This window comes from Aeromonas sp. S2(2024) (assembly GCF_041402505.1).
GTDB lineage: Bacteria > Pseudomonadota > Gammaproteobacteria > Enterobacterales > Aeromonadaceae > Aeromonas > Aeromonas media.
In genome coordinates, this window is sequence record NZ_JBGLRL010000021.1 from 45,641 (window position 1) to 67,901 (window position 22,261).

Below are 22,261 nucleotides of genomic sequence, written 5' to 3' on the forward strand. Positions count from 1 at the left end.
CTATCTGCCCGGACCACGGGCAGGCCAGAGGGCCCGCCCGAACGGCAGAAGATCACAGCAGACCCCGCACCAGGATGCCGCCGATGAGCAGGGGGGCCAGCCAGCGCCAGCAACCCATCAACAGGGCGCGCCAGTGCGGTGCCAGCCCGGTGGGCAGCGCCCGGCGACCGAGCTGCCAGCCCAGCAGCAGCGTCAGGGCCAGCCCGAACAGGGGCATCAGCAGGTTGGAGGTGATGAAGTCCAGCAGCTCGAAGATGTTCTTGCCAAACAGGGTCAGATCCCCCCAGGGGCCGAACGACAGGCTGACCGGGATGCCCCCCGCCATCACCAGGGCGGTGATCAGGCTGCAGGCCGCCCGCCGCGACCAGCCCAGGCTCTCGCAGACGAAGCACTGCAGGTGCTCCAGCAGGGAGATGGCCGAGGAGAGCGCCGCCACTACCAGCAGGGCGAAGAACACCACCGCCAGCCCCTGGCCGAAGGGCAGTTGCTGGAACACCGCCGGCATGGTCATGAAGGTGAGGCCGGGCCCCGAGGCGGGATCTATGCCGGTCGCCGCCAGCACGGGGAAAATCATCAAGCTCGCCAGCAACACCACCCAGAGGCTGGAGCGGCCCACCCCTTCGCTGGAGGGCAGGTAGGCGCCATAGGTGGTGTGGATGCCCAGACCAATGGAGAGGGAGAAGAAGGCCAGCCCCATGGCGTCGAGCACACCTGACATGCCGAGCTTGCTGAAGTCCGGCATCAGGAAGTGGCGTACCCCGGCCATGGCATTGGGCAGGGTGAGACCGAAGGCCACCAGCAGCAGGATCATGATGAAGAGGGCCGGCATCATCCAGCGCAGGGTGCGCTCCACCCCCTGCTGCACCCCGCCCTGCACGAACCACCAGGTGAGGGCGGCGAACAGCAGGTGGGTCAGCACCGGCCAGAGCGGATCCCCCACATAGTCGTTGAAGCGGGCGGTCAGCGCAGCGCCATCCCCCTGTTGCAGGCTACCCGCCAGCGCCATGCCGGTGTAGCCCAGGGTCCAGCCCCCCACCACGCTGTAGAAGCTGAAGATGAGCAGGCTGCACAAGAGCCCCATGGCGCCGACCCAGCGCCAGCGCTTGCCCATCAACTCATCGAAGGCCCCCACCACCCCGCGCCGGGTCAGGCTGCCGAGCAACGTCTCCCCCATCAGCACCGCCACCCCCAGGGTGAAGCTGAACAGCAGGAACACCAGCAGGAAGGCGCCGCCACCGTTGGCGGCGGTCACATAGGGGAACTTCCAGATGGCGCCGAGACCGACCGCCGAACCTGCGGCGGCCAGGATGTAACCGAGCCGGGATGACCATTGGGACTGCTTCATGGGAACTCCAATTGAGGGGCCCGCCAGCGGGGCCCGGAATGGCGCTCAGAGTACGCCCGGGGGCGCGCAATCACTCGGCGTATATCCGTTATAAAACTCAGTTTTTAGCATCATTAACCAATAAAATTCGGATAAACAACCAACTGTGCCACAAAATAAAAAACCGGAGCGAGTTTGCTCCGGTTTTGACGCTGACACTGGCAGTGCCGGGACTAGATGACTCCCAACTCCCGCAGCCGCTCCATCAGGTAGCTGTGGGCGGTGTGGCGCTCGGAGAGCACCACGTCCGGGCGCGGGTGCAGGAACAGCGGCAAGGAGATGCGGGACTTGGCGGCACTGCCGCCGGTCGGGTTGATGACCCGGTGGGTGGTGGAGGGGTAATAGCCACGGGAAGCCTCCTGCAGCATGTCACCGATGTTGATGATGAGGGTGCCAAAGTCGCAGGGCACGTCCATCCACTCCCCGTCGGAGCCCTTCACCTGCAGGCCGGGCTCGCTCGCGGCGGGCAGTATGGTCAGCAGGTTGATGTCTTCATGGGCCGCGGCGCGGATGGCCCCCGGCTCTTCGGTGCCGTCAAACGGCGGATAGTGCAGCACCCGCAGCAGGGTCTTCTGGCTCTCTTCGATCATGGAGGAGAGCAGGCAGCTGTAGTGGGCGGCGATGTCCACCGGGGTGTATTGCTCCACCCAGGAGAGCAGCTCGGCGGCGAGATCGTTGGCGAGGCGGTAGTACTCCATCGCCTGCGCCCTCAGCTCTTCCGGCATCTGGCCCCAGGGGTAGAGGTGGAAGTACTCCTTGATGTCCTTCTGGCTGTTGCCCTTGGCCACCTCGGACACGGAGGGCGGGAAGTAGCCGTCCTGGGTCTCGCGGTTGAACAGGAACGCCTGCTTCTGCTCGCTCATGAAGAAGCGATACCAGTTGTCATAGATGGACTGCACCAGCTCCTTCGGGATGGGGTGGTGGGTCAGCACCCCGAAGCCGGTGGTGCGCAGGGATTCGGTGAAGCGCTCGGCCGCGTCGGGGGAGCGATAATCGACGGTCAGGACTTTCATTGTTTTTGTTACGTGCCAGTTAAAAGTAGGCGCAGTTTACCCTGCCTCCCCCGGCAAGAAAAGGTCGCCGGAGGCCCGTTCGCAACGGCTTGAAAGTACTGATAAAAACATCATGAAATCGGCCTGGTACCGGGTGCTTGTCCCAGGCGGGCTTCCTCTTCTAGAATGCCCCACCATCCTTGCCGTCGGAGCCCCTTCATGTCCCCCAAGATCCTGCTGTTGACCCTCCCCCTGCTGCTCGCCGGGTGCAGCTCCCTGTCGGAGGAGGAGTGCCGCGCCATGAGCTGGTACAACCAGGGTTATCAGGACGGGGAGCAGGGCAAGACCCGGACCGCCACCCGTGACTACAAGCAGACCTGCGGGGAGTACGGCCTCAGGGTGGACGAAGACGAGTGGCAGCGCGGCTACGCCAAGGGGCTCGAGCTCTACTGCATCCCGGAGCTCGCCTACAGCAAGGGGCGGGAGGGGAACGAATACCTGGGAGTCTGCCCCAACGACACAACCTTCCTCACCCAGTTCGAACGCGGTCGCAAGGAGTATCTGCTTGAGCAGCGCCTCGGCGAGCTGCAACAGGAGCTGGAGCGCACCGAGCGGACCATCTATCAGCTGGATCAGCAGATCCGGGGCGAGAGCGACAGCAAGCAGCGGGACTACTACCGGGCCCAGCGCGAGCGCGCCATCCGCCACTACGAGGGGGTACGCCGTGACTACAACCGGATCCGCTTCCCGGATCGGGTGATCCAGTTCTCCTTCGGGAGCTGACCAACAAGGGGCCGCGCTGGCCCCTTTCTGTTGCCCCTCAGGAGGGCAGGACCCAGCGCTGCAGCGCCAGCGCTATGCCGTCTTCGTTGTGATCCGCGGTGACCCTGTCCGCATGGGCCTGGATCTGGGGCGCCGCGTTGCCCATGGCCACCGCCAGCCCTACCTGCTCGAACATGCTGATGTCGTTGTTGTTGTCCCCAAAGGCCACCACGTTTTCCATCGCTATGCCCTCCCTCACGGCCCACTGGGCCAGCCGGTTGCCCTTGCTGCAGCCAGGCTGCACCAGCTCCACCGCATAGGGCGCCGCCCAATCCTGGGTGAAGGGCAGGTGCTGCACCACCTCCCCCACGAAGCGGTGCAGTCGGCCCGGATCCTGATTGAACAGCTCCAGCTTCCAGATGGGCTTTTGCAGCCAGCTGTCGATATCCTCCGCCGGCAGCAGGGAGACCTTGAGGTGATCCGGCTGGTTCGCCGACCAGCGCCGCATCCGCCCCACATGCTCCTCGCAGCCGAGATAGCCTATGCCTTCGTCGAGGTGGAACAGGGCGCCCATCTGCTGCGCCTGCACCTCGGCCAGCAGGGCGGTGAGCGGCGCCACCGCCAGGGGATCCCCGGCCAGGATCCTGCCTTGCGCCGGATCATAGAGGTAGGCGCCGTTGCTGCAGATGAGGGGGGTGTCGAGGGCCAGCTCGTGATGGAAGGGCCGAGCCGTCATGAAGTGGCGGCCCGTCACCAGCAGCACCTTGATGCCATGGGCGCGGGCCTGGGCCAGGGCGGCCCGGGTGGCGGACGAGATCTTGTGATCCCGGGTCAGCAGGGTACCGTCCATATCCAGTGCAATGGCCTGAAAACGACTCATATCACCTCCAGGAATGTCGAAACGAATGCGGCACCGTACAATCCCGCGTCCAGTGCAATGGCTTGATAACGATTCATATCACCTCTCAGAACTGGGCATCGCGGGGCGCATATGAAGGCCTGTGCTGGCCAGGTTCGCCGGGCGACGGAGTAAAAGGGGACAAAGAGCCATACCGTCCCAAACTCGGCGCCGGGATGCAAGCCCCGCCTGCCACCCCGGCGCCAATCTGTGATCCAGCCGCCTCAGCCCGGCTCGGCACAGGCGGCCACGGCGCTTCGTCTGTCCGCCCGTCTGCGCAACCCGTAGAAACCGAGGGCGCAGATCAGGCCGCAGAGCGCCGCCAGATAGAAGGGCCACTCGGTGCCTGCCAGCAGCGCCAGGCTGCCCAGCACCACCGCCAGGATCTCGCTGCCCACCGCCAGGCCGCGGTAGACCCCCATCGCCTGCCCCTGCTGGCTGGCATGGCTGCGGTTGGAGATGGCCACCGAGGTGGCGAGCTCCCCCAGGCTCATGCCGATGCCGGCCGGAATGAAGGTGAGCGCCAGCCCCCACCACTGGGTCGGCAGAATGAACATCAGCATGCCCGCCGCCATCACCAGATGTCCGACTATGCCGAGGGAGCTGCCACGCCAGTGTCGGGCAAGTTGCGCCCCGAGCCAGGAACCCAGCATCATGGGTACGCTCACCAGCACGGCGGCCTGGGCCAACTGCACAGGATCCCAGGCCAGCCGCTCCACCAACCAGACGTTGAAGTAGGTGAAGTAGAGCTGCACGGCCCCGTAGCTGAGCAGGGTCAGCACGAAGTAGGGCAGCAGGCGGGGTTGCAACAACAGTTGCCGGGTCGAGAGGGAGGCCAGCTCTTGCTCGGCGGGTACCGGCGGCCGATTGGGCAGCAGCCAGAGCACCAGCAGCAGGTTGCCCACCGTCATGGCCACTGCCAGCCAGGCCGCCAGGCTGTAATCCCCCGACACCACGGCGGCATAGCCCCCAATCATGGGGCCCAGTACCCAGCCCAGGTTCATGCCGATGTTGATGCGAGCGAAGTTGCGTGCCTTGGTTCTGGTGGTGCTCATATCCGCCGCCATCGCCTGCACGATGGCGATGTCGCCGTTGAAGAAGCCCTCCACCACCCGGCTCAGCAGCAAGAGCGGCAGGGAGCGCCAGGCGATGCCGAGGGCCATCAGCACATAACCCGCCAACACCCCGATCAGGCAGAGGGTCAGCACCGGCTTGCGGCCATGGCGATCCGACAGCTTGCCCAGCCAGGGGGCCCCCAGCAGTTGAAACAGCGGATAGAGCCCCATGATGACCCCGAGCCACACCTTGCGGCTCCAGTCAGACGCCTCGGGCGTCAACATGCCCTGGGCCGGATCCAGCATCAGTGGCGCCAGCACCGGCGAGGGCAGGCTGAAACCCGCCACCGCCAGGGTCACCGTCATCACCAATACCCAGAGGGTCGCCTGTCCCTTGATCCCTTCCATCTTCGCCTCATTAAATAAAGTTATTGGTTTATTTATACTGCAAAGGGAACGGCATTAAGTAAAGTGAATTATTGATTTAAATGAGGCCGCTGCCCATAATGACCACACGCATACCAGAATCGCGCGAACCGCTTCCGCTCAATATGCCGCACCTGTCGACAACGAGATCCCCCATGAACGCCAGTACCGACAAGATCCTCTACCTGCTTAAGACTCACGGCCCCCAGAGTGCCGCCGCGCTGGGGGAGCAGTTGCAGATGACCTCCATGGGCGCCCGCCAGCATCTGACGGCGCTGGAGGCCGACGGCTGGGTGGGATTTAGCGACGAGGCGCGGGGCCGCGGTCGCCCGGTACGGCTCTGGCACCTCACCGAGCAGGCCTGGCAGCGCTTCCCCGATAGCCACAGCGAGCTGACCCTGCAGCTTATCGACAACATCCAGCAGCTGTTTGGCGAGGCGGGCATGGAGCGGCTGATCGCCCAGCGGGAGCAGCAACAGCTGGCCCGTTATCAGGCCGAGCTGACCCAGCCGGCGCTGGCCGACAGGCTGGCTGCACTGACGGCGCAGCGTACGCGAGAGGGCTATATGGCGGATTTTCGCCAGGAGGAGGATGGCAGCTGGCTGCTGTGGGAGAGCCACTGCCCCATCTGCGCCGCGGCGCGGGCCTGTCGGGGATTTTGCAGGAGCGAGCTGGCGCTGTTTCGCCAGTTGCTGGCACCGGCCGGGGTGGAGCGGGAACAATACCTGCTGGAGGGGGACAGGCGCTGCCTCTATCGCATCCGGCCACCGCAGGCCTGAGGATGCCGGCGCGCAAAAACAACAAAGCAGGCGCCGGGATGCCTGCTTTGTTGCCTTCGGGGAGGGGATGCTCTCGTTCCAGCCCGTCGTTTCCCGATAAGGTCGGACGGCTGATGGGGTTGTTGACCCGGTAAGGTCCTTCACCACAGAGGCCTGATTGGGCATCTGTCTTGCCACCGGAAGATGAAACCATGGTACCCCTACCGGTGCGGTGAGTGGTTGTGAAGTAGTAGGTATTTTCAGTTGTTTTTGCAATAGTTCACCCTTAATCTAGGAAAAGTGAATTAATAATTGCAACAAGGAACGGAGAATGCTGAAACTTGATCGCATAGACAGGCATATTCTGGAGTTGATGCAGGAGAATGGCCGCATCAGCAACCTGGAGCTGGCCGAACTGGTCGGGCTCTCCCCCTCTCCCTGCTCGCGCCGGGTCAAGGCGCTGGAGGATGCCGGTCTCATCGATACCCACGTCACCCTGCTCAATGCCCGTCAGCTGGGGCTCACCCTCACCGCCTACATTCACATCTCCATGGACAGGCACACCCCTGAGCGGTTCGAAAACTTCGATCGGGCCATCCAGGATCTGCCCGAGGTGCTGGAATGCGACCTCATCACCGGCAACGACGCCGACTACCAGCTCAAGGTGGTGGTGCGGGACATGGAGCACTACCAGCACTTCCTGCTGGACAAGCTGACTCACATCTCCGGCGTGACCGGGGTGCGCTCCAGCTTCGTGCTGCGCCGCATCAAGCACAAGACGGCGCTGCCCCTCAACCACCTGGGCTAGCAACCCGGCACCTGGGCTGAGGGCCAGAAGCGCAAAAAGCAAGAGGAGGCACTGGCCTCCTCTTTGTATCTTGTGTCACCGGGAACTGGCCGGGTCAGACGCCGACCTGGCTGACATCCTGCACCTGCAACAGCCAACCGGCCTGCTCCTGCTGGGGTTCACCACTCAGTCGCAACCGCTCGCCTTCTGACACCCACTGCCCCTCGGGCAGGGAGACCAGCAGACTCTCGCTGCCGTTGTCGAACACCCAGCGATCTTCGCCGAGCGACTCAATCAGATAACCTTCCATCTCCACTCTGGACTCGGCTTGCCAGGACGGCGCAACGGAATCACGGCTCTCGATGAAATCCCCCTGAACACCAAAACTGGCCAGCCCCCACAGAATGGAGAGCCCGACGATGGATGACTGCATCTCTCTCTCCTCTCATGAAACTGTGAGGCCAGTATGGAAAGGGAACCATGAGCACACCATGAACAAGGCCGCAAAGTGCAGGCGAGATCGCGAAAAAAAACCGGCCAATGGGCCGGTTGTGTCATTTTATGGTGCCTGGATCACACTATTTGGCGGCTTCCTCTGTCATTCGAACCGCCCTTGGCTTATTCGTCCACATGGCCACGCCGCGGTGATCCGCGCAGATCCCCTCCTCGTTGATGGCCCTGACCCGCACGCCATCCTTGCAGACGGCCTGCCAGGCATCCGCATCATCGATCCGCAACTCGGACGGGGAATGGGTGCTGCCGGCGCAGCCACCGAGCAGCAGAACACACAGGGGTAACCAGGGTTTCATCGGATGACTCCAGGCAAGGGGAAGAGGATTCAGCGCCCGAGCTGCGCCGCCACGCGATCGCAGAGTCGCTTGAGCTCGGCCAACTCAGCATCGGCCAGATCCACCTGATTGCGCAAGTTGTCCGCCAGACAGCACTCCCTGACCCCCTGCTGCAGCTCGCGTCCCGCCTCGGTCAGGCGGATGCATTTTTGCCGCTCGTCTTCGTGTGAGACGGTGCGGGTCAGCCAGCCCTTGCTCTCCAGCCGCTTGACGATGGGGGTCAGGGTGCCCGCGTCCAGTCCGGTCTCCTGGCCGATCTCCTTGAGGCTGACCTCGTCCCGCGCCCAGAGCGACAGCATCACCAGGTACTGGGTGTAGGTCAGATCCAGCTTGTCCAGGAGCGGCCGATAGGCGCGCATCACTGCATTGGAGGCGCTGTAGAGGGCAAAACAGACCTGCTTTTTCAATTCACTCATGGGGCACCTCGCTGACGACTGGGGCCAGTATACCCCAGGACAACTGGCGTCTGAATAATTTGCACACAAAACAGTTGTCACCCCCTCTTTTCGGGATTAACCTGATTTTAGTTTGCACACAAATAGAAATACCCCGTGCCGTCGCTCCCAACCCCTCAGACTGGCGCGGTATCAACGGCCCCCTACCCCGTGGAGAACAACCATGACCCCGATCAGCCATCAAATTCAACTGCTGCGCCGCCCCACCGGCCTCCCCACCCCGGACGATTTCGCCCTCAGGGAAGTGCCCCTGCCCGCCCTGCAGGAGGGCGAGGTGCTGGTGACCAACCAGTGGCTGTCGGTGGACCCTTACATGCGCGGTCGCATGAGCGAGGCCAAGAGCTATGTGCCCCCCTTCCCCCTGAACGGCCCTCTCGACGGCGGCGCCATCGGCACTGTGCAGGCCTCCCGTCACCCCGACTTCAAGGTGGGTGACCCGGTGAGCAGCATGCTGGGCTGGCGGGATGCCTTCGTCGCCAAGGGGGAGCAGCTGACCCGTTTGCCCGCCACAGCGCTGCCCTCCCAGCTCTTCCTCGGCGCCCTCGGCATGCCGGGCATGACTGCCTGGGCGGGCTTGCACAAGGTCGCCCGTCTGCAGGCCGGTGAGACTCTGCTGGTATCGGCCGCTTCCGGCGCGGTCGGCACCATGGCGGTGCAACTCGCCAAGCGGGCTGGCGCCCGGGTGATCGGGTCCACCGGCTCCGCCGACAAGGTCGCCTACCTCAAGACGCTCGGCGCCGATGCGGTGATCAACTATCGGGAGACGCCGGATCTCGACGCCGAGCTTGCCCGGCTCGCGCCAGAAGGCATTCAGGTCTATTTCGAGAACGTGGGTGGTGCCATGCTGGACGCGGCCCTCAACCACATGGCGCTGCACGGGCGCATCGTGCTGTGCGGCCTTATCGAGCAGTACAACAGCAATGGTCAGGGGAGCGGCCCGCGCAACCTCGCCCAGATGATCCGCAAGCGCATCCTGATGCAGGGGCTGCTGGTCTCCGATCACTGGCAGCATTACGGGGAGTTCCTGGCCGAGGCCATCCCCGCCTTCGAGGCAGGCCTCCTGCAGGCAGAGGAGACCATCAGCGAGGGACTGGCCAGCATGCCGCAGGCCTTTATCGGGCTGTTCGAGGGACGCAACACCGGCAAGATGCTGGTCAGGCTGGGCTGACCATCGGCCACCAGTCGAGAGATCCAGCCCTTTATCGACGGTTGCAAGCCGAGGCGCACTGCGCCGGCAAGATGCTGGTCAGGTTGACGTGATCCCGAATTGATAGCCAATTGGCGACTTGCGAAACGGGCCCATCCGTCCTAAGGTGGGCCCGTTTTTTATGGTGCCATCCAGTTTTGGCAAGGAGCTCTTCTTATGTCCACTCCCTATCCCCGCGTCGGGGTCGGTGTCATCCTCGTCAACCATCAGGGTCAGGTGCTGCTTGGCAAGCGCAAGGGCAGCCATGCCCCCTACTGGTCCATCGCCGGCGGCCACCTGGAGCTCGGTGAGAGCTTCGAGTCGGCGGCGATCCGGGAGGTGGCCGAGGAGACAGGTTTTCTCATCACCAACCCCAGCGTCATCGCCGTCACCAACAACCTGGAGACCTGGCGCGAGAGCGGTCTGCACTACATCTCAGTCACCCTGCTGGCAGAGGTGGAGGGGGAAGCGAAACTGCTGGAGCCGGAGAAGTGCGAAGGCTGGATCTGGTGCGATCCTCGCGTGCTGCCCGAGCCCCACTTCGATGCCAGCCGCCAGTCCATTTCCTGCTGGCTGACAGGACGCTGCTATCTGCCTCAGCCGACCTAATCCCCATCCCCTGCTGGCTGGCTCGCGGCCAATTGCCACAGCCACGCCAGCGCGAATTGTCATAAAAAAGTCATCACTTTGTCATATCATCCCTGCCCATATCCAATGACAACAGGGGAGTGAGCGGTGGGGCAGGTATTCCTTCAATTTTTGTGGCTGGGCTGTATCAGCTTCGGTGGGCCGGCCGCCCATATCGGCTACTTCCAGCGCACCTTCGTCACGCGCCTGGGCTGGCTCAGCCAAGCCGAGTTTGCCCAGTTGCTGGCCCTGTGCCAGCTGTTGCCCGGCCCGGCCTCCAGCCAGCTCGGCTTCGCCATCGGTCGCCATCGGTCAGGCCTTGGAGGGGCGCTCGCCGCCTTTGCGGGTTTCACCCTGCCCTCTTTCCTGCTGTTGCTGGTCGCCGCCATCGGCCTCGGGCAGCTCGGCAACAACCTCTGGCTGGATGCCGCCCTGCACGGCCTCAAGCTGCTGGCACTGGTGGTGGTCGCGGATGCGGTGCTCACCATGAGCCGCCAGTTCTGCAAGACGGCGCTGCAACAAGGTGTCATGGTGGTCACCGCCGCCGCACTCTGGTGGCAGCCTGGCCTCCTGACCCAGCTTGCCATGCTGCTGGGGGCTGCCCTGCTCTGCGCCCAACGGGAGGAAGCCAGCGCCCCTCCTGCGCCGCCAGGAGCCCGCCATTCACCCCACTGGCCAACCTTGATGCTGTTTGCCCTGCTGTTTGTCGGCCTGCCCCTGCTGGTTCAGGGCCCCGCCAGTCAGTTGGTCGCCGATTTCTATCGAGCCGGCAGTCTGGTGTTCGGCGGTGGCCACGTGGTACTGCCCCTGTTGCAGGAGAGCGTTGGTCACAGCCTCAGCCAGCAACAGTTCCTGACCGGCTACAGCCTGGCTCAGCTGGTGCCCGGCCCCATGTTCACCCTGGCCACCTACCTCGGCGCCCAGCTGTTGCCTGCCGCGCCACTGGCGGGCGCCCTGCTGGCAACCCTGGCACTCTTCCTGCCGGGCTTCCTGCTGCTCTGGGCCATGGGCCCCTGCTGGCAACGCTGGCTGGCCCACCCTCGCCTCGCCGGCGCCGTAGCCGGCATCAATGCCGCCGTGGTGGGGCTGTTGCTGGCCGCCCTTTATCAACCTGTGTGGCAGAGTGCCGTGCTGGCCCCAACCGATCTGGCGCTGGCCGCCATCGGTTTCTATCTGCTGCGCGTCATCAGGTTGCCCATACTGGTGCTCGCCGGCCTGCTGGCGGGAGCGAGCCTGCTGCTGATCTGACGGGTCAGCGCAGACCGCATAAAAAATGGCGCCTCCGCGAACGGAGGCGCCATTTTTCATCCCGGGAGATCTCAGGGGTCGGGGGTGGGTTCGAAGTCCAGGCTCAGGCTGTTGACACAGTAACGCTGGCCGGTCTCGGTCGGCCCATCCGGGAAGACGTGCCCCAGATGGGAACCACACTGGCTGCAAGTGATCTCCACCCGCTTCATGCCGTAGCTGCCATCTTCGGTGTAGGTCACTGTCCCCTCGATGGCCCGATCGAACGAGGGCCAGCCGCAGCCGGAGTCAAACTTGGCATCCGCATGGAACAGTACGCTCTTGCAGCAGACGCAGAGGTAGTCACCGCTCTTGCGATTGTGCAGCAGGGCGCCACTGTAAGGGCGCTCTGTGCCCTTCTCCCAGCAAACGTGAAACTGTTCGGCACTCAACTTGCTGCGCCATTGCTCGGGATTGTTGCCCTTCATACTGACTCCTTGCCTTTTATCACGGCGCCCAGCATACCCACTAGGGCGCCCCGACTCTACCCCGCCAGCGGGAACTGTGATCCCGTTGGCAACACGGCGGCAACATCCGGCGTGGCGACCCCCCCTTCCTTGGCCACCGCCACCGCCGGCAGCGCGACCCGCTCCAGCAGCTTGAGGGAGTGGGCGCGCCCTACCGCCACCTGCCGCTTGATGTCGTCAGGCAGGAAGGGCAGGCCGTCGTTGGTGGCGGTGTCTATGGTCTGGATCCACTCCAGCCCCTCCCCCGGCGGCGGCAGGCGGAACTGGATGTCGTAGTCGCTGGCGTTGAACAGCACATACCAGCGCTCCCCACCGCACGTCAGCATGCCGATGTCCATGGCGAACGCCTGCCCCATGGGGGCGTGCCAGTCCTGATCGGTGAGTTGGTGGCCATCGGGGTGATACCAGTTGACGCTGTGACAGCTGGTCGCCTTGCCATTCCACTCATCGTCACTGAGTTGCAGGTTGGCGAAGACCCCGGACTCCGCCCGCAGCGCCATCATCTGGCGGGTGAAGGCGAGCAGCCGTTCATCCTCGGGGCGCAACTGCCAGTTGACCCAGCTTATCTGGTTGTCCTGGCAATAGGCGTTGTTGTTGCCAAGCTGGCTGCGACCCATCTCGTCCCCGGCCAGGAAGTGGGGCGTGCCCTGGGAGAGCAGCAGGGTGGCGATGAGGTTGCGCTTCTGCTGCTGACGCAGGTTGTTCACTCTGGGGTCCAGGGTCGGCCCCTCCACCCCGTGGTTGTAGGAGAGATTGTTGCCGTGGCCATCTCTGTTGTCTTCGCCGTTGGCCTGGTTGTGGCGCTGGTTGTAGGAGACCAGATCCTCCAGGGTGAAGCCATCGTGATAGCAGAGGTAGTTGACGCTGGTGTGGGGGGAGCGCCAGTTCTTCGGGAAGAGATCCCGCGACCCAGCCAGCCGGGTGGCAAAGTCCCCCATCTTGCCCGCATCCCCGCGCCAGAAGGCGCGAACGGTATCGCGATAACGGTCATTGATCTCCAGCCACTGGCTCGGAAACTGGCCGAGGCGATAGCCGAAGGGACCGATATCCCAGGGTTCGGCGATCAGCCGCACCCGCGCCAGCACGGGATCCGCCAGCATGGCCTTGAAGAAGGCGCTCATGGGATCGAATTCCCCCGCCTCCCGCGCCAGAGTGACCGCGAGATCGAAGCGGAAACCATCCACCTGCATCTCGGTGACCCAGTAGCGCAGGGCATCGAGCACCAGTCGCAGGCTGTTGGGGTGATCCAGATTGACGCTGTTGCCACAGCCGGTAACGTTGGCGTGACGGTGATAGTCCGGGCCATGGGCCCCGGTCTCGAAGGCGTAGTAACCCGCGTTGTCGAACCCTTTGAGCGACAGCATGGGGCCATCGGCACCGGATTCGGCGGTGTGGTTGTAGACCACATCCAATATCACCTCGAGCCCGGCACGGTGCAGCTCGCGCACCATGGTCTTGAACTCGGTCACTGCCTCTCCGGCGCTATAACGAGGCTCCGGGGCGAAGAAGGCAATGGGGTTGTAGCCCCAGTAGTTGGTCAGCCCAAGCTGTTCCAGCCGAGGCTCCGACATGAAGGCGGCCACCGGCATCAGTTGCACCGAGGTGACCCCCAGCGACAGCAGGTGTTCGATCATCAGCGGATGGCTGACGCCGAGGTAGGTGCCCCGCAGCGCCTCGGGCACCCCGGGATGCTGACGGGTGAAGCCCTTGACGTGGGTCTCGTAGAGCACGACCCGCTCGGGCGGGATGCCAGGCTTGCCGATCCCCTGCCAGTCGAAGGCATCGTCCACCACCACCGACTTGGCCACCATGGCCGCGCTGTCCCCCTGATAGAGGTCGTCATCCCAACGGGTCGCCCGGCTGAGCGCCCTGGCATAGGGGTCGATCAACAGCTTGTCGGGGTCGAACAGCATGCCCTCCTGGGGCGTGCCATGGACCCGGTAACCGTAACGCTGACCGGCCCGCACCCCGCGCACATAACCGAAGCGGTATTGACCGCGCTGGCCGGGCAGGGCCAGCCGGACCAGCTCCTGCTCCTGCTCGTCGAACAGACAGAGTTCCACCTTGTCCGATTGGGGGGCCCAGACGCAGAAGTGGCAGCCGGCCTCGTCGAGCCGGGCCCCCAGCGGGTAGTCCACCCCATTTTCCATTACAAACATCAGGACTCCTGTTTGATGAACAAGGTCGCGAGCGGCGGCAAGTCCAGCACTATGCTGTGCGCCATCCCCTGCCAGGGGGTCGGCTCGGCGACGAAGGTCAAACCCACATCATAGTTGCTGCCCCAGTAATGCTCGCTATCGGTGTTGAGCACCACGGCATAGCGACCCGTCGTCGGCACCCCGAGGCGATAGGCAAGGCGCGGCACCGGGGTGAAGTTGGAAGCGAGCACTATCGGGTGAGCCCCCTGCTTGTCGGCGCGCAGCCAGGCGAAGATGCTGTTGTCGGCATCATTGTGATCCAGCCAGCGGAAACCGCTCTGCTCATAATCCGCCTGATACAAGGCAGCTTCATGACGATAGAGCCGGTTGAGATCGCGGATCAGCCGTTGCTGGCCGCCGTGCTTGGGGAATTGCAGCAGGTGCCACGGCAGCTGGGCATCGTGATTCCACTCGTTGCTCTGGGCGATCTCGGTACCCATGAAGTTGAGCTTCTTGCCCGGATGGCCATACATGAAGCCCATGTAGGCCCGCAGGTTCGCGGCCTGCTGCCACTCGTCACCGGGCATCTTGTAGAGCAGGGAGTGCTTGCCGTGCACCACCTCGTCGTGGGACAGGGCCAGGATGAAGTTCTCGTCATAGTGATAAACCATGGAGAAGGTCATCTCGTTGTGGTGATAGCGGCGGTGGATCGGCTCCTTCTGCATGTAGCTCAGGGTGTCGTGCATCCAGCCCATATTCCACTTGAAGCCAAACCCGAGGCCACCGAGGAAGGTGGGTTTGGAGACCCCCGCAAAGGCGGTGGACTCCTCGGCGATGGTCATGGTGTGGGGATACTTGCCGTAGACCTCCTCGTTGGTCCACTTGAGCAGGCTGATCGCCTCGTAGTTGTGGTTGCCCCCGTCGACGTTCGGCACCCACTCACCGGCGTTGCGCGAATAGTCCAGATAGAGCATGGAGGCCACCGCATCCACCCGCAGGCCGTCGATGTGGAACTTGTCGAGCCAGAACAGGGCGCTCGCCACCAGGAACTGGCGCACGTTGTTGCGACCGAAATCGTAGATGTAGGAGTTCCAGTCCGGATGCCAGCCACGGCGCGGATCCTCGTACTCGTAGAGCGGGGTGCCGTCGAAGCGGGCGAGACCGTGGGCATCGGCCGGGAAGTGCGCCGGCACCCAGTCGAGGATGACGCCGATGCCGGCCTGGTGGCAGGCGTCGACGAAATACTTGAAGTCATCGGCACTGCCGTAGCGACTGGTGGGGGAGAACATACCCACCGGCTGATAGCCCCAGGAGCCGCTGAAGGGGTGCTCGGAGACCGGCATCAGCTCGATGTGGGTGTACCCCATTTCGGTGACGTAATTGACCAGTTCCACCGCCAGCTCGCGCCAGTTCAGGCTGTCGCCGTTGGGGTGACGCTTCCAGGAGCCCACGTGCAGCTCGTAGATGGAGAGTGGCTGCTCGCGCTTGTCGTTGCGCTGGCTCTCGCACCAGGCGGCATCCTGCCACTGGTACTGCTCGTGGTCGTGGATGACGGAGGCGAACGACGGATACTGCTCGCAGTAGAAGCCGACCGGGTCGCTCTTGTGAGGCAGGCGGTTGCCCATGGGGTCTTTGAGCTCGAACTTGTAGCGATCCCCGGCCTTCAGGCCCGGCACGAACAGCACCCAGTGACCACACTGGCTGCGCTGCATGGGGTGGCGACGGCCATCCCAGAAGTTGAAATCGCCGATCAGGCTCACCGCCGTGGCGCTCGGCGCATAGACGGCGAAGCGCACCCCTGCCACCCGCTGGCCGAGATGCTCCACGGTGCGCAGTTGGGCGCCCAGGGTGTGGTAGAGGTTTTCCGGCTGGAGGCTCAGCTCCGCCAGACCTTCCCAGGCGGCAGCCTGGAATTGATAGGGGTCGATGGATTCGGCACTGGCATCGGGGTAGCTGGCGATCAGCTGATAGGGAAAGGGATTCTTGCGGCGAGTGAAAACAGTTTCAAAAAGGCCCGCTTCGTCGGCGGAGGTCAGGGTGGCAACTATCTTTCCTGACTTGAGATCCCTGACCCGGACCTCGAGCGCATCGGGCAACCAGGCCGTCAGTTTCAGGCCTGGCCCATCCGGATTGGCCAGCAGGCCTAGATGGGAGAAGGGATCGGCACAGCGGGCGGCAACCAAACGTTCAACGGGCATTGACATTTCCTTTCATGGCTGAACATCCGCTCCGGCCTGGGCCGAAGCGGATGAAAGTGAGTCACATGTTGACAGCAGGGGCTCAACGACTGGCCTCGTCACGGGCCTGGCTCATCTTGCCCGCCAGCGCCTTGAGCGCCTCATCGGCAAAAATATCTTCCAGATCCTTTGAAAGCTTGCGACGCCAGTTCGGGTATTCGTAACTGGTGCCCGGCACGTTGACCGGCTTGTCCATCTCCAACCAGTCTTCCAGCTGGGTGCTGAACAGGGCACAGCTGCCGCGGGACATGTGCAGTTGCAGGCCATGGTTGAGTTCGGTGTTCATTCCGACCCAGTTCACGTCATGGCTGATATTGCCAGAGATGACCCCATGGGCATGCAGGCTGTCAAGGATCCGCTGCTTGGCCTGGTGGCGATCAGCATACAGGGTCTTGAGTACCTCTTCATCCGGGTACAGGCCCAGCTCGCGACCCAGCGCCAGATCGTCACAATGCCAGAAGCCTTTGAGGGTCGGCATGTCGTGGGTGGTCAGGGCCGACATCGCCTGCTCGGTATAGTGCGCCGGAGAGATGAAGCCACCGTCCCCCTTGGATCGCTCGAAGAAGAACACCTTGTAGGAGTGGACGCCATTTTCTTTGAGGGTGACGTCTATGCCTTCCGGCACGGTACCGAGATCTTCACCGATCAGCAGGCACTGGTTGCGGTGGGACTCGAGGGCAAGTATCCCCAGCAGATCGTTGACCGGATAGTAGATGTAAGCGCCCTTGGCGGCGGACGCTCCGGGCGGTACCCACCACAGGCGCAGCAAGGCCATCACGTGATCGATGCGCAGCGCGCCGCAGGCACGCATGTTGGCGCGGAACAGATCCACCATGGGCTGATAGGCCGCCTCGAACAGCTGGTTCGGATTCATCGGGGGCAGGCCCCAGTTCTGACCGAGGGGGCCCAGGATGTCGGGGGGAGCACCGACCGAGGCTTTCGGACAGTAGAGATCCCGGTTGGCCCAGATCTCGGTGGAGCCTTCGGAGACGCCCACCGCCAGATCCCGATAGATCCCCATCACCATACCGGCAGCCTTGGCACGGGCATCGGCCTGGGCCAGCTGCTCATCGGCTAGGAACTGCAGATAGAGGTAGAAATTCACGTCCTGTTGGTGTTCGGCCATCCAGGCAGCCACTTCCGGGTTGTGGTAATCACGGAAGGCATCCGGCCAGACCGGCCAGCCCCAGGCATTCTCACCCTTGCCATAGAAATGGGCCTGCAGGGCATCAAATGCCGCCTGCTGTTGCAGGCTGTCGCCACCGGCGACCACGAAGGCATCGAAGGCGGCCTGACGCTCGGCGCTGAGCCTGGCCTCATCGAACACCTGGCGCAGCATGCCGATCTTGGTCTGGATGACGCCGGTGTAATCCACGTTCTCCTTGGCCCGCAGGGAGGCCAGATGCTGCTGGAAAGCCGGGCTCGCCACATCGGCCTTGAGCCGGTCGTTGGCGAGAAACTCCGGCACCGCCTCCACATTGATGTAGGCCACGTTGAGCCAGCGACGGGAAGAGGGGCTGTAGGGGCTGGCACTCTCGGGATTCGCCGGATAGAGGGCATGGATGGGGTTCAGCCCCACGAAATGGGCTCCCCAGGCGGCGGCCTTCTCGACCAGCTGGCCGAGGTCACTGAAATCACCTATGCCCCAGTTGTGGCGGCTGCGCAAGCAGTAGAGCTGCACGCTCGGACCCCACACCTTGCGGCCATTCGCGATGGGTGCCTGCTTGTAGCAGGACTTGGGCGCGACGATGAGGCGCATGGTGGCGAGTGGCTCGTCGTTGCCCTCTTCCAGCAGCATCAGCTGGTGATAGCCGAGCTCCGGCTGCACATCCAGCGCGACCCGATAGGCCTGGCACTCCATCTCTTCGAATTCGGCGACGCCGACCAGTTCCCCTTCGATGGGGGTCAGCTGGCCGGATAACAGGGCACCCTGCTCCAGCTCTATCTGCCAGTGGAGAGCGTCGTTGACGAACTCGATGGGCAGACGAACCTCGAGGCTGAGAGGGTCGCCACTGCGCACTACCATCACGGGATCCAGAGGCCGCAACCAGTGCTGACGGTGCTCCTGCTCCAACTGCTCGGTCAGGGCTGCCTCGTCGTCGACGCGGTAGCCCATGGCGCCCAGCATGGCGGCCTTGCTCTCTTCGGATACCTGGGCCGGGTGGCCCCAGGCATCAACATACTCACTGGCGATACCTTTGGCGGCAGCCAGCTGTTCAATCAGGGTGGTCATAGTTTGAGAATTCCCGCTGTGGATTCTATCTACACTATTTGTGATTAATTTTTATGGGTGGTACTTGAACAGTGGCTCTTTGGCCATGCTAAACCGCGCACATTTTTACATATCTCCCCGGCCTGATGTGTGACCGGACAGGCACTATTGTTGATCTCTGCGACCGGATCCGCTGATGATGCATTCGACAAAAGTTGGTAGCCAGTTACATAAAACGAAAATAAATTTCACAGTTTTTCATGATATAGCGCAATTTCGCGCAGATTGTTGGTTGACTCACCGGTGAGTTCTAGTAAATTTACAAACGGAATTTTCTTTGACTACTGAACAGTTAGGTAACCAATTATGACTATCAAAGTAGGTATTAACGGTTTTGGCCGTATCGGTCGTTTCGTTTTCCGTCTGGCCGCCGAGCGTGCTGACATCGAAGTGGTTGGTATCAACGATCTGATCGACGTTGACTACATGGCTTACATGCTGAAGTACGACTCCACTCACGGCCGCTTCAAGGGCACCGTTGAAGTCAAAGACGGCAACCTGATCGTCAACGGCAAAACCGTACGTGTTACCGCTGAACGTGACCCGGCAAACCTGAAATGGGATGCCATCGGTGTTGACGTTGTTGCCGAAGCTACCGGTCTGTTCCTGGACGACGCCACTGCTCGCAAGCACATCGCTGCCGGTGCCAAGAAAGTCGTACTGACCGGCCCGTCCAAAGACGCTACCCCTATGTTCGTCATGGGTGTTAACGACTCTACCTACGCTGGCCAGGACATCGTTTCCAACGCTTCCTGCACCACCAACTGCTTGGCCCCGATCGCCAAGGTTCTGAACGATACCTTCGGTATCGAATCCGGCCTGATGACCACTGTCCACGCTACCACCGCTACCCAGAAGACCGTTGATGGTCCGTCTGCCAAAGACTGGCGCGGTGGCCGCGGTGCGGCTCAGAACATCATCCCGTCCTCTACCGGTGCTGCCAAGGCTGTTGGCGTTGTTATCCCGGAACTGAACGGCAAACTGACCGGTATGGCTTTCCGCGTACCGACTCCGGATGTGTCCGTTGTTGACCTGACCGTCAACCTGAAGAAAGCTGCCACCTACGCAGAAATCTGCGCAGCCATGAAAGCAGCCTCCGAAGGCTCCATGAAGGGCGTGCTGGGCTACACCGAAGATCAAGTGGTTTCCACCGACTTCCTGGGTGAGCGTCAGACCTCAGTATTCGATGCCAAGGCTGGTATCGCACTGAACGACAAATTCGTTAAAGTCGTATCCTGGTACGACAACGAAATGGGCTACTCCAGCAAGGTTCTGGACCTGATCGCTCACATCTCCAAGTAATTTGGGATGCGCAATCGCGTAGCTTGAAAAAAGGCGGCCATTGGCCGCCTTTTTGTATTCTGGACCTGCCGACCTCTTTCTTGAATGTGCGCGAGCACAGGAGTCTCCATGCAACCGACACGTACTCTGACAGCCCACTGTACCCTCAGCCACCCCGCGGATGGCCAGCCTCTGCTGACCATCAACAACGAGCATGCCAAGGCCGAGATCAGCCTGTTTGGCGCCCATGTGCTGCGCTACCAGCGCCACGGCGAACCCGCCTCGCTCTGGCTCAGCGACAAGGCCGTGCTGGATGGCAGCAAGCCGATCCGGGGCGGCATCCCTCTGTGCTGGCCCTGGTTCGGCCCGGCCCCCGCTCGCGTCGGCAGCGGCAAGCCCGCCCATGGCTTCGCCCGCACCAGCCTGTGGACCCTGGATGGAGTCTCCGATCACGGGGATGGCACCCTCGTCCATCTGTCTCTGCGTGACACCGACGCCAGTCGAGCCCTCTGGCCCCACGCCTTCGAGCTGGAGCTGGATGTGCTGGTGGGCAAGGAGCTCTCTCTGGTGCTGACCACCCGCAATACCGGCAAGACTCCCCTCACCTGCAACGCGGCCTTGCACACCTATCTGCAGATAAGTGCCCCAGAGGCCGTCAGCGTGACTGGCCTGGGTGAGCCTTATGCCGACAAGCTGACGGGTCAGGATGGGCAGCAACAGGGGGCGCTGACACTCTCTGCCGCCATGGACCGCATCTACCGCCAAGCCGAGGCCATGGTGATGGTCAAGGACGGCGATCGCACCACTAAAGTGGTGAGCGGCAACCATGACAGCGTGGTGGTCTGGAATCCCTGGGCTGAGGGCGCCACCGCCATGACCGACATGAGCGACGACGGCTACCGCACCATGCTGTGTGTCGAGGCAGCCATCACCGCCGATGCTGGCATCACGGTTGCACCAGACGAGGAGCACAGCTTCTCCACCGTGATCATCTGACGATGTAACAGGCTGATAAATAAAGAGGGCTCCCGCAGGAGCCCTCTTTGCATCTTGTCATCAGAGAAGATCAGGCGTTGCCCTGGGTCTTGAGCTTGAGCTCGGCAGCGAAGTTCAGCATCCGATCCAGCGGGATCAGGGCCTTCAGACGCAGCGCCTCATCCACATGGATCTCGTGACGCTCGGCGCCATCGGTCAGTGCCTCCTTGATCGCCACCAGGCCGTTCATCGCCATCCACGGACAGTGGGCACAGCTGCGGCAGGTGGCACCATCGCCACCGGTCGGCGCCTCCACCATCTCCTTGTCCGGGCAGGCCTGCTGCATCTTGTAGAAGATGCCGCGATCGGTTGCCACGATCAGCTTCTGTTGGGGCAGCTCACGGGCCGCCTTGATGAGCTGGCTGGTAGACCCCACCGCATCCGCCAGTTCGATGACGGAAGCCGGGGACTCCGGGTGCACCAGCACGGCCGCATCCGGGTTCTGGGCCTTGAGCTCACGCAGGGCCTTGGCCTTGAACTCGTCGTGGACGATGCAGTGCCCCTGCCAGCGCAGCATCTGGGCTCCCGTCTTCTTCTCGATATAGGCGCCCAGGTGCCTGTCCGGGCCCCAGATGATCTTGTGACCCTGGCTGTCGATATGCTCGACTATCTCCAGCGCAATACTGGAGGTCACCACCCAGTCGGCCCGTGCCTTCACCGCCGCCGAGGTATTGGCATAGACCACGACTATATGGTCGGGGTGGGCATCGCAGAAGGCGGAGAACTGGTCGATGGGGCAGCCCAGATCGAGGGAGCACTCCGCCTCCAGGGTCGGCATCAGCACCCGCTTGTGGGGGCTCAGGATCTTGGAGGTCTCCCCCATGAAGCGCACACCGGCCACGATCAGGGTCTGTGCGGCGTGATCACGACCGAAGCGAGCCATCTCGAGGGAGTCGCCGACGAAACCGCCGGTGGCCTCGGCCAGCGCCTGGATCTCGGGATCCGTGTAGTAGTGGGCAACCAGCACGGCCTGACGCGCCTCGAGCAGTGCCTTGATCTCGGTGATCAGGGAAGCCTTCTGTTCGGCAGTCAGGGGAGCCGGTTTGACCGGAAAGGGATAGTCCATCTCGATGACCGGAGGGACACTGCTCAGTGCATTGCTCATTGCGACTGTTCCATCAACGCTTGGAAAGGCCAAAATTATAACCAGAAGCCGCGCACAAACCCATCAACAAATCGCGCTCACCAGATAAGGTGCCAGATGAAGCTAAAACAAGAAGGCCCGCATTGGAGTGCGGGCCTTCTTGTTTACAAGTCATGGTGGTCGTTACTGGGCTCGAACCAGTGACCCCCTCCTTGTAAGGGAGGTGCTCTCCCAGCTGAGCTAAACGACCTGGGATATGGCTAAATGATGGTGGGTCGTGCTGGA

20 protein-coding genes and 1 tRNA gene are annotated in these 22,261 nt (G+C 62.8%); 8 read left to right on the forward strand and 13 right to left on the reverse strand.

The window, feature by feature from the left end; genetic code table 11:
• Positions 1-52: 52 nt before the first annotated feature.
• Positions 53-1,345 (reverse strand): sodium-dependent transporter, encoded by a 1,293-nt coding sequence (locus tag ACB039_RS17645; protein WP_371166133.1) that lies wholly within the window; start codon positions 1,343-1,345, stop codon positions 53-55.
• Positions 1,346-1,557: 212 nt separating this feature from the next.
• Entirely contained in the window at positions 1,558-2,397 is an 840-nt protein-coding gene (locus ACB039_RS17650; protein ID WP_371166134.1) for an isopenicillin N synthase family dioxygenase, read from the reverse strand.
• A gap of 198 nt (positions 2,398-2,595) precedes the next feature.
• On the opposite strand from ACB039_RS17650, the gene ACB039_RS17655 reads away from it, so the two are divergent.
• Positions 2,596-3,159: a DUF2799 domain-containing protein gene (locus ACB039_RS17655; RefSeq protein ID WP_171272591.1), complete on the forward strand. Its 564-nt coding sequence runs from the start codon at positions 2,596-2,598 to the stop codon at positions 3,157-3,159.
• A gap of 37 nt (positions 3,160-3,196) precedes the next feature.
• Here the strand turns inward: ACB039_RS17655 and ACB039_RS17660 are convergent, their stop codons facing one another.
• Positions 3,197-4,018 (reverse strand): Cof-type HAD-IIB family hydrolase, encoded by an 822-nt coding sequence (locus tag ACB039_RS17660; protein WP_371166135.1) that lies wholly within the window; start codon positions 4,016-4,018, stop codon positions 3,197-3,199.
• A gap of 242 nt (positions 4,019-4,260) precedes the next feature.
• On the reverse strand, positions 4,261-5,499 hold the full coding sequence (locus tag ACB039_RS17665; RefSeq protein ID WP_317841961.1) for an MFS transporter: 1,239 nt from the start codon (positions 5,497-5,499) through the stop codon (positions 4,261-4,263).
• Between the two features lie 173 nt (positions 5,500-5,672).
• On the opposite strand from ACB039_RS17665, the gene ACB039_RS17670 reads away from it, so the two are divergent.
• Both ACB039_RS17670 and ACB039_RS17675 read left to right on the forward strand, forming a co-directional pair.
• Positions 5,673-6,296 (forward strand): helix-turn-helix transcriptional regulator, encoded by a 624-nt coding sequence (locus ACB039_RS17670; RefSeq protein WP_371166136.1) that lies wholly within the window; start codon positions 5,673-5,675, stop codon positions 6,294-6,296.
• Positions 6,297-6,606: 310 nt separating this feature from the next.
• Positions 6,607-7,083, forward strand: coding sequence for an Lrp/AsnC family transcriptional regulator (locus ACB039_RS17675; RefSeq protein ID WP_025325819.1), 477 nt, complete (start codon positions 6,607-6,609; stop codon positions 7,081-7,083).
• A gap of 94 nt (positions 7,084-7,177) precedes the next feature.
• On the opposite strand, the gene ACB039_RS17680 is transcribed toward ACB039_RS17675, so the two are convergent.
• From ACB039_RS17680 to ACB039_RS17690, 3 genes are all read right to left on the reverse strand, one after another.
• Positions 7,178-7,495: a hypothetical protein gene (locus ACB039_RS17680; protein ID WP_005324594.1), complete on the reverse strand. Its 318-nt coding sequence runs from the start codon at positions 7,493-7,495 to the stop codon at positions 7,178-7,180.
• 145 nt (positions 7,496-7,640) lie between these two features.
• Positions 7,641-7,871: a hypothetical protein gene (locus ACB039_RS17685; protein ID WP_371166137.1), complete on the reverse strand. Its 231-nt coding sequence runs from the start codon at positions 7,869-7,871 to the stop codon at positions 7,641-7,643.
• A gap of 29 nt (positions 7,872-7,900) precedes the next feature.
• Positions 7,901-8,326 (reverse strand): MarR family winged helix-turn-helix transcriptional regulator, encoded by a 426-nt coding sequence (locus ACB039_RS17690; RefSeq protein WP_043128402.1) that lies wholly within the window; start codon positions 8,324-8,326, stop codon positions 7,901-7,903.
• A 202-nt stretch (positions 8,327-8,528) separates the two neighbouring features.
• Between ACB039_RS17690 and ACB039_RS17695 the strand changes: the two genes are divergently transcribed.
• From ACB039_RS17695 to chrA, 3 genes are all read left to right on the forward strand, one after another.
• A complete protein-coding gene (locus tag ACB039_RS17695) occupies positions 8,529-9,533 on the forward strand; it encodes an NADP-dependent oxidoreductase (RefSeq protein WP_371166138.1) in 1,005 nt (334 codons plus the stop codon).
• Between the two features lie 195 nt (positions 9,534-9,728).
• On the forward strand, positions 9,729-10,160 hold the full coding sequence (locus ACB039_RS17700; protein ID WP_317841957.1) for an NUDIX domain-containing protein: 432 nt from the start codon (positions 9,729-9,731) through the stop codon (positions 10,158-10,160).
• A 126-nt stretch (positions 10,161-10,286) separates the two neighbouring features.
• On the forward strand, positions 10,287-11,426 hold the full coding sequence (chrA, locus tag ACB039_RS17705; RefSeq protein WP_371166139.1) for a chromate efflux transporter: 1,140 nt from the start codon (positions 10,287-10,289) through the stop codon (positions 11,424-11,426).
• 71 nt (positions 11,427-11,497) lie between these two features.
• Here the strand turns inward: chrA and msrB are convergent, their stop codons facing one another.
• The 4 genes from msrB to malQ all read right to left on the reverse strand — a co-directional run bounded on the left by msrB (position 11,498) and on the right by malQ (position 18,537).
• Positions 11,498-11,890, reverse strand: a complete 393-nt coding sequence (gene msrB / locus ACB039_RS17710) for a peptide-methionine (R)-S-oxide reductase MsrB (RefSeq protein WP_371166140.1) — start codon at positions 11,888-11,890, stop codon at positions 11,498-11,500.
• Positions 11,891-11,946: 56 nt separating this feature from the next.
• Entirely contained in the window at positions 11,947-14,088 is a 2,142-nt protein-coding gene (gene glgX / locus ACB039_RS17715) for a glycogen debranching protein GlgX (RefSeq protein ID WP_371166141.1), read from the reverse strand.
• On the reverse strand, positions 14,088-16,265 hold the full coding sequence (gene glgB / locus ACB039_RS17720) for a 1,4-alpha-glucan branching protein GlgB (RefSeq protein WP_371166142.1): 2,178 nt from the start codon (positions 16,263-16,265) through the stop codon (positions 14,088-14,090). Before glgB ends, glgX begins: the two co-directional genes overlap by 1 nt.
• A gap of 82 nt (positions 16,266-16,347) precedes the next feature.
• A complete protein-coding gene (malQ, locus tag ACB039_RS17725) occupies positions 16,348-18,537 on the reverse strand; it encodes a 4-alpha-glucanotransferase (protein ID WP_371166143.1) in 2,190 nt (729 codons plus the stop codon).
• Positions 18,538-18,882: 345 nt separating this feature from the next.
• Between malQ and gap the strand changes: the two genes are divergently transcribed.
• Complete coding sequence (gene gap, locus ACB039_RS17730; protein ID WP_005324581.1) at positions 18,883-19,878, forward strand: type I glyceraldehyde-3-phosphate dehydrogenase; 996 nt, start codon at positions 18,883-18,885, stop codon at positions 19,876-19,878.
• A 108-nt stretch (positions 19,879-19,986) separates the two neighbouring features.
• Positions 19,987-20,853, forward strand: coding sequence for a D-hexose-6-phosphate mutarotase (locus ACB039_RS17735; protein ID WP_042650530.1), 867 nt, complete (start codon positions 19,987-19,989; stop codon positions 20,851-20,853).
• A gap of 70 nt (positions 20,854-20,923) precedes the next feature.
• Here ACB039_RS17735 and nadA read toward each other — a convergent pair whose 3' ends face one another.
• Both nadA and ACB039_RS17745 read right to left on the reverse strand, forming a co-directional pair.
• Positions 20,924-21,997, reverse strand: a complete 1,074-nt coding sequence (gene nadA / locus ACB039_RS17740) for a quinolinate synthase NadA (protein ID WP_042650529.1) — start codon at positions 21,995-21,997, stop codon at positions 20,924-20,926.
• A 153-nt stretch (positions 21,998-22,150) separates the two neighbouring features.
• Positions 22,151-22,226, reverse strand: a tRNA-Val gene (locus ACB039_RS17745).
• Positions 22,227-22,261 lie beyond the last annotated feature (35 nt).